The organism is Mesorhizobium sp. WSM2561 (genome assembly GCF_000513915.1).
GTDB lineage: Bacteria > Pseudomonadota > Alphaproteobacteria > Rhizobiales > Rhizobiaceae > Mesorhizobium > Mesorhizobium muleiense.
The window spans coordinates 24,739-31,246 of record NZ_AZUX01000056.1 but is presented as its reverse complement, the minus strand read 5'-3'; the positions used below and the strand labels follow the sequence as shown (position 1 = coordinate 31,246).

The following is a 6,508-nucleotide window of genomic DNA, read 5'->3' as shown; positions in this document are numbered from 1 at the left end:
CCACCAGTACTGCCGAATTCAGCGCCACCGGCACGAAGGGGAAAAGGAAGCCGGCGCCGATCACGGCCGGTCCCCCGAGCACGGCCGTCAGCGCCGCCGCGCCGCCCGGCGGATGCAGGCAACGCGTGAATGACATGGCCGCGATCGCCAGTGCCACCGCNAGGCCCGATGCGATCACTTGATCATGCACGAACTGCGCAANAGTGACGCCGACCAGCGCCGAAATAGTATTGCCGCCGATAATCGACCAAGGTTGCGCCAGCGGGCTTGAAGGCACCGCAAAAAGCAGCACGGCCGATGCTCCCATAGGCGCCACCAGCAGTGCGACATGCGCGCCGGGCCCGATCGCCAGCGCACTGATCGCGCCGGTCAATGCGATGCCGATCATGGCGCCGATGCAGGCAAGTAGCCGCTCTCGTAGCGTCGCACCGGCAAGGATCGGAACAAAGAGGCGAAAGGCCATGGCAAGCCCTGGAGCGAGTGGTCGGAACTTCCGCGGTCTGCAATGCGGCCGAAGCTACAGATTTGGAAGTCAAGCCAATTCGGAAAGTCGCCGCACGGGAGAATATTATTGCGTGAGGGAGCCAAGTGCGGGATGCCGCCAGCCTAAGGGGATGCGAGAAAACGCCAGGGAGAAGAAGATGCGCGTCAGGCTGCCCCGACATCAGGGAGCGGCTTCTTCGGGGATTACCTCATTGCGGGTCAGGGTGCAGGGGTGGGCGCGGCGCGCAGCTCGACGATTCCGGCGTGATGTCGAGAGCCATCGTCATGTGAACCTGTTGTGGGGTACGTGTCGGGGAAGAGGATATGCCCCCGCTCCGATCTGGGGTTCGGCGGACTTCTGGAGCGTTATTGCAGCCCCAGCTTCCTCTTCAGTTCGGCGTTCTCCTTGCGCAGGCGCTCCGCAAGCACTCTTCAGTCGCTTGTTTTCTTTCTCGAGCGCGACTAGGTCCATTCGCTCGTCACTTGCTGCTGAGGGCGCCGCAGCCTTCTTCCAGTGATAATAGGTCTGTTCCGATATGCCGGCCTGCATCACCGCCCGGCGAGCACGGCCGGGCTGCCAGCGTGAGCAGGACGGAATGAAGTACTTGGGATGTGGGGGGCCTTGACCCGGCGTGCGAACCGGCGGGCCTGCCATGCGCAGGCGGCACTTGCGGGGAGCAAGGGGGAAAGTCTCCCTTGGCTCCCGAGCTTTATCAAGTTAATAGGACCCGTTTCTTGACGATCTGGGACAGTTGCGTTCCGCCTTACCTTGGATCTGCGTCATCCAAGTAGTCTTTGACGCTGATTTTGATCATGTAGTGATCTGACAGGAAGCGATCGTGCGCTGTCAAGTCGGACGAGCGCAACACATATTGTCGGGTATAGCGAAACTCCGGGCGGTCCGATGCCACGAATGCTCTGTCGAATGGTGCTTCCTTGTATTGCAGGCTCCAATACGTCGCGCTGTCGTTGTTGTTGAGATCGATGAAGCCGCCATCGATGAACGCTTCAATGGCCGGCTCTGCGTTGTTGAGGATATTGGTGTCGCCTATCAACACCAGAGTCGGATCAAGCTCAGCTCGGACCAGCTCTATCGCTTTGCAGAGGCTGATCGCCTCCTTCGCCCGGACCCTGCGGTTCTGCGTAACGCCGCCATAATTCGACTTCATGTGCAGAGGCACGAGACTGAGCCCCCGTTTTTCGGGAAGCTGCTGCCACTCACCAGTCTCGGAGCGTCGCCAGACAAGAATTTCGGAGGTGAAGCTGAAAAGATGCGGTCTGCGATCCCAAAGCGCATCCCCATCATCGTCATGACTTACTTCGAGAGGCGTAATCTTGTCGAGGTTCAGCCGTTTGGCATTCCACATGACGGCGCAAAGCTGCGACTTGTCGCCAGGTTGGCGGTTGAGCACGATTTCATAGGTCCACGGGTCATCCAAGTGCTCCTCCAGGAGGTAGCAGACAACATCGAGATCGGCGTTCCTGCGTTCTGTCCGCGCGCGCGTCGCTATCGGCGGTTGACCGGGCCCAAGCCTGACTTCCTCCTCAAACGGAGTCAGATAGACCTCCTGAAGCGCAATGACGTCGATGCCGGACATTTCGATGTGATCAGCCAGCGCGAAGGCGCTCTGCTTCCGGTCGGCCCGTGGTGCGCCGCTAAGGTGCTCGATATTCCAGCTTGCAATCTGCAGAAAACCCATAGCCCTCTCTCCTCATCGGCTGTTTGCAATCGCCAACGTAGATCATAGACACAATTTCATTCTAATGTTGTGACAGCTTCCCTTGCGAACCGAGGACCGACGGGGCGGGCCATCGCCTCACTTGCCTCCTAACCGTGAGTGGGCCGCGCTCCCCCGCTCGCGCGAGGCCCGTCGCGGTCGATCAGCTTGCGGCGCGCCGGAGCGACCAGATCAGGGCCAATTCGTCGCCTTCGGCCTCGACCAGGCTGGCGTAGATCGGGGTGGCGAAGCTCGGATCGTCCAGCTTTACTGAGAGTTAGGCGTTGCCCTTATCGGACTGTTTCTTCCACGCCGCTCCGAACTCAACGTTTTGCGGTGCACCGCAAATGTCGATTATGCTGAGAAAGAGGTTTTGCGGAGTGTCGTTCGCTGAAGGCTGGATTTGCCGGCGGTTGCGGCGGTTTCTTCTCCGCATAATTCCGATGGAGTTTAAGGCGGCGCCCCGCTGTGAGCGGAGCGCCCTTGGGCTGGTCAGCGGGACCAGATGAGCTTGTGCTCGCCCTTGTCGCCCTGGACGAGAGAGGCGTAGACCGGCGCTGTGAAGGAAGGGTCGTCGAGCTTGAGCGAGAGGTATTCGGCGCCCGTTTCGCGGGCGGTGCGGGTCCAGCCTGCTCCGAACTCGACACCCCCTGCGGTGACGCGGAAGTCTGGGGCGCGGTCGTTGTCGCGGTCGCAGGGCTTGATGGTGGCCTTGACGTTGAGGCTGAGGGTTTTGATGGTGCCTGCGTAGGTGCCGTTTTCGTCGCGGGTGAAGGTGCCGATCTGAGCCATTGTCGTATCTCCTGAGGTTGTCCGAAGCCGCCCGATGCGGCCTCGATGGCGGTCGAGAGGCGACGGATTGGACGGACTGCATCTGAAGGACCGCAGCGTGAGCGGAGGACGGCGGCAGCCGAGCTTGTTGGCTCGCGAGGAATGACCGCTTGCGGTCAGGGGAAGAAGGTCGGCGGAGCCGTTGCAGACCAGGACCGGTCCGGTGCCAGACCAGCCCAAAAGAGAGGCCGCATCGGGGGCTTTGCGCCGCCATCAGAGAACGACGTGAATGATCGGCGCCGGCTTCCATGGCTGGTCGAGCTCCTGCGCCTTCAGGATCTCGCGGACCGCATCGCGGATCGGCATCAGCTTGCGGATGATGCGGACATGCTTGTCAGGAATGCCTTCGGCGCTGCGTCCCTTGCGGACGGTGATGGTCGTGGCCGCGCCGTCGACCATCTGCACCAGCGCGGTGTTCTTTGCGATGAAGTAGCTGCCCTCGCGGATAGAATAACTTTCGGAAACACTCTCTACCTCGCCGTCGATGTCGTACTGCGCGTCGAGATCGATCGCCTCCGGGGCACCGTCATAGATGGCTTCCGGAAGGAGGACGATCGGGTCCGATAGCGCCTCAGATCGACGTCTTGATGCGGCAGGCAGGTATAGGTCTGGCCGAACGGTCCGGACCTCGTTGCATGCGTGCCGAGCACGAGGCCGGGATGGCGCACGAACCAGCGGTTCACTTGGGTTTCGCCCTCCTCACCGTCGGCGGTTCGAACGGCGTCGGCCTCGCCGGGCATGCTCTTGCGCAGGAAAAGGATGTCGACCACGACGTCCGTGCCGGCATTGGCCCGGAAGCTGCCTTCGGAGAGCCGAATGGCGGCGACACATCGGCAGACTTTGCGATGTGCTCGCGCGCGGCCGCGTCCTGCTTATCCATGGTGTCCGTGCTCGTCACGAAGGCCGCGAGCCCGGCGGGCTTCAAAAGGTCGATCGATCGGGCGATAAAATAATCATGTAGCCTCAGGCCAATCGACCGGTAAGTGCGGTCCGATCGCACGGTGCCAATGGCGAGGTCGAACTTCGCCGTAAGCTCGGTGCGGGCGAAGTCCCCGTTGATGAGCCGCGCCCGTGGCTGCAACAGCCGGGCGATCCGGGCGGTGACCGGATCGAGCTCGATCCCCGTCACCCGATCCCGCAAGTGCCGCAAACCCGCCAAGATCGCCGGGCCGCCCAGCCGAGATCACCCGAACGGCCAGCGGCTTCAAACACGACGACCTCACTCGGGCACTGGCGCTATGACCCGGACTACCCGCTTGACCCGGTGCCAGGCGCGACTAGTGCGCTGGGCGGGACGGCGAGGGAGATATCAACGGATTCAAATACGCGTGCTGACTGCTCAATCGCTACGCAGGATCTTAGCTTCGAGCGCGGCTGCGACGAAGGCTCTGCGAGCTGACGGTGGATGGCACTCACCTCGCAATACCCGCAGACACGCGTCCATGGCAGCCTTGCGCTTTTCGGTTTGGCGAGGCAGGTCCCGGAGCAAGATAGCGGCGGCGTCATTGACGTCGAAGACAACACGCTCTTTGCGGTGACGGCTGACCTGAACTACGATTGGCCGCTCAAATCTGCTCAAACCGGTCATCCCCCTCACCTCAAGCCAGGCGGCAATGGCGCCTGGATTGCACTTTCATCCTCAGCCGGAAGGTAGCGCCGCACCCCACAGCTCAACTTGACCACTGGCGGCCAGGCAATCGCCATACGCGCTGACCGCTTCGTGCTCCTGCTCAAATTTTGCGAATCGCGGCAATGAAGAGAGCCGCTTACTTCGTCGGCAAGTCGTGAGTCCAGACGCGACGCTTACGGCAGTCTCATCCACCCGGCGAAAACCCTAAGCCCGCAGCTTTTTGCAGGCAGCGATCCATTGCATGGCGGACATCGGATCTTCCAAAACGGCGACGCGCTTAGCGAAATCGAGAAAAGCATGGTGTGCAGCGCTTAAGGGTTTCTGCCCATCATCTGCATCATAGCATGTCCGAAGGGCGGTCTGGTGGATCAGGTCTCTTTGATCTTCGGGCCAGTCGTTGAGGAAATCGATGGCGTCCGCAAGGTGAAAGCCTTCCGAAGGGTGCGAATCGAGATGAGGCTGTCATTGCTCTCGGCTAATCAGTCAGGAAGCTGCTTCTTGCAAAGACGGAGGGCCGGAGCAATCTCGTCCGATCGTCCGGCACAAGGTGCCCATATTTAACTACATTCGCGCCGCTATTAACTTAAAAACCATGACGGGGACCACGGTTTGACCGTGACACAGTCGCTGACCAGACATCTCAAAAATCCCGAGCCATTTGTCGATCTGGCCGGTGTGCCTGATCGGAATGCTCGCAATCTCTTGTACGATGTAGGTCGCACGCTTCACGAAAACGGGGCTGCTGAAATCCTCCGCGTTCATTGGTTCCTCCCAACTTGCTGAACCTCACTTGGCGACGGCACGGCCCGGCACTCATCGCAGAATGTGCTGTCGGGACTGTGACCGTTCAAGGGGTCGAGCGGTGTCTGTTTCATTCCCGGCGAGACAAAGCTAGCTGGCACATCTGCGAACGGCTCGACCCAAGCGCCAGCGGCTGCGCGGCTCCACGGCCCAGCTCTTCTGCTTCAGCAAAATTTCGCGAAGCGCGTGGTCCCGGCCTGAGAGTCAAACCGCCCGGCGGTAAGTCCAGAGCTGTGCGGGCGGAATATTGCGAACGACGAAATCGTAGTGAGTTACGACGTAGCGGTCCGGCATCTTGATCACCGGTGACAAAGGTCCGTAGGTGATTTGGATGACAGGCCGGCCAGCAGGAATGCGGGCCAACAAATCCTCAAGCAAGGCGATGCGGCGCTCCATCGGAAAGCTCAACATCGGCACTGCGCTGATCACACAATCGAACTGTTCGGCGTTTCGCTCCGCCAGGACCTCGTCCAGCGAAAACACGTCGCCCAACCGAACATCGACATCCGGAAAACGTCGCTTCAGGCGGTCACAGAAATCCTTGGAAGACTCGACCGAAACCAGCTGCTGCGGCTTGACGCCCCTTTCCAGGATCGCCTTGGTGATAACGCCGGTTCCCGCGCCAAGCTCAAGAACCGGCATTCCGGACGCCGGCCTGATAACGCTTGCCATGCGGCGTGCGGCATGAACGGACGTCGGCATGAGCGCGCCCACGCCTTTCTTGTCCTTTTGCCAGCACCTGAAGAATTGCACTTCATCTTCAAACTTCCTGCCGAGGCGCTCCTTCAATCGAAAGACCATATCTACCCCCTGCTACCTGACTGTGTGGGTCGTTGACCGACGCACGATTGGACAAGTTTTGCGGCATTTACAAGCCACTGAGGGCGTCGAAACGGGGCGGAAGTTCGCGGCGGGGAACGAAGACCGGTCGTTCGATTACATAGAGATGCCACCACCGCCGTTCGTGTCTGCACCGCCGGCTCACGGTGCGTTCCTGTCGAGGGCAAGGGTGGGAGCTGAAGTTCAAGCCGATCAGCCTCTCGGA

General features: G+C 60.7%; 8 protein-coding genes and 2 pseudogenes. All 10 read right to left on the bottom strand.

Annotation, left to right across the window (positions count from 1 at the left end; all coding sequences use genetic code 11):
* Positions 1 to 463, bottom strand: a 463-nt coding sequence (locus tag M727_RS38025) for an HPP family protein (protein WP_036263818.1), incomplete at its 3' end; no start/stop codon positions are given.
* Between the two features lie 303 nt (positions 464 to 766).
* Positions 767 to 1,033: a transposase gene (locus M727_RS43360; RefSeq protein WP_245269046.1), complete on the bottom strand. Its 267-nt coding sequence runs from the start codon at positions 1,031 to 1,033 to the stop codon at positions 767 to 769.
* A 214-nt stretch (positions 1,034 to 1,247) separates the two neighbouring features.
* Positions 1,248 to 2,183 (bottom strand): endonuclease/exonuclease/phosphatase family protein, encoded by a 936-nt coding sequence (locus tag M727_RS0129780; protein ID WP_027155655.1) that lies wholly within the window; start codon positions 2,181 to 2,183, stop codon positions 1,248 to 1,250.
* A gap of 181 nt (positions 2,184 to 2,364) precedes the next feature.
* Positions 2,365 to 2,526, bottom strand: a pseudogene (locus M727_RS43355) (DUF736 family protein); the annotation flags it as partial.
* Between the two features lie 167 nt (positions 2,527 to 2,693).
* Positions 2,694 to 2,993 carry a DUF736 domain-containing protein gene (locus M727_RS0129775; RefSeq protein WP_027155654.1) on the bottom strand — a complete coding sequence of 100 codons (300 nt, stop codon included), beginning with the start codon at positions 2,991 to 2,993 and terminating at the stop codon, positions 2,694 to 2,696.
* A 276-nt stretch (positions 2,994 to 3,269) separates the two neighbouring features.
* A pseudogene (locus tag M727_RS41925) lies at positions 3,270 to 4,209 on the bottom strand (hypothetical protein); the annotation flags it as partial.
* 162 nt (positions 4,210 to 4,371) lie between these two features.
* Positions 4,372 to 4,620: a DUF982 domain-containing protein gene (locus M727_RS40810; protein ID WP_084646962.1), complete on the bottom strand. Its 249-nt coding sequence runs from the start codon at positions 4,618 to 4,620 to the stop codon at positions 4,372 to 4,374.
* Between the two features lie 246 nt (positions 4,621 to 4,866).
* Complete coding sequence (locus M727_RS40805; protein WP_084646963.1) at positions 4,867 to 5,073, bottom strand: DUF982 domain-containing protein; 207 nt, start codon at positions 5,071 to 5,073, stop codon at positions 4,867 to 4,869.
* Positions 5,074 to 5,223: 150 nt separating this feature from the next.
* Positions 5,224 to 5,424: a hypothetical protein gene (locus M727_RS43350; RefSeq protein ID WP_027155650.1), complete on the bottom strand. Its 201-nt coding sequence runs from the start codon at positions 5,422 to 5,424 to the stop codon at positions 5,224 to 5,226.
* 243 nt (positions 5,425 to 5,667) lie between these two features.
* Complete coding sequence (gene pmtA / locus M727_RS0129750) at positions 5,668 to 6,264, bottom strand: phospholipid N-methyltransferase PmtA (RefSeq protein WP_027155649.1); 597 nt, start codon at positions 6,262 to 6,264, stop codon at positions 5,668 to 5,670.
* Positions 6,265 to 6,508 lie beyond the last annotated feature (244 nt).

Bases quoted from the DNA above. Each gene is read 5' to 3' on its own strand.
- M727_RS0129780 (WP_027155655.1), bottom strand. From the start codon at position 2,183: ATGGGTTTTCTGCAGATTGCAAGCTGGAATATCGAGCACCTTAGCGGC.
- M727_RS43360 (WP_245269046.1), bottom strand. From the start codon at position 1,033: ATGCAGGCCGGCATATCGGAACAGACCTATTATCACTGGAAGAAGGCT.
- M727_RS40810 (WP_084646962.1), bottom strand. From the start codon at position 4,620: ATGACCGGTTTGAGCAGATTTGAGCGGCCAATCGTAGTTCAGGTCAGC.
- M727_RS0129775 (WP_027155654.1), bottom strand. From the start codon at position 2,993: ATGGCTCAGATCGGCACCTTCACCCGCGACGAAAACGGCACCTACGCA.
- pmtA (WP_027155649.1), bottom strand. From the start codon at position 6,264: ATGGTCTTTCGATTGAAGGAGCGCCTCGGCAGGAAGTTTGAAGATGAA.
- M727_RS43350 (WP_027155650.1), bottom strand. From the start codon at position 5,424: ATGAACGCGGAGGATTTCAGCAGCCCCGTTTTCGTGAAGCGTGCGACC.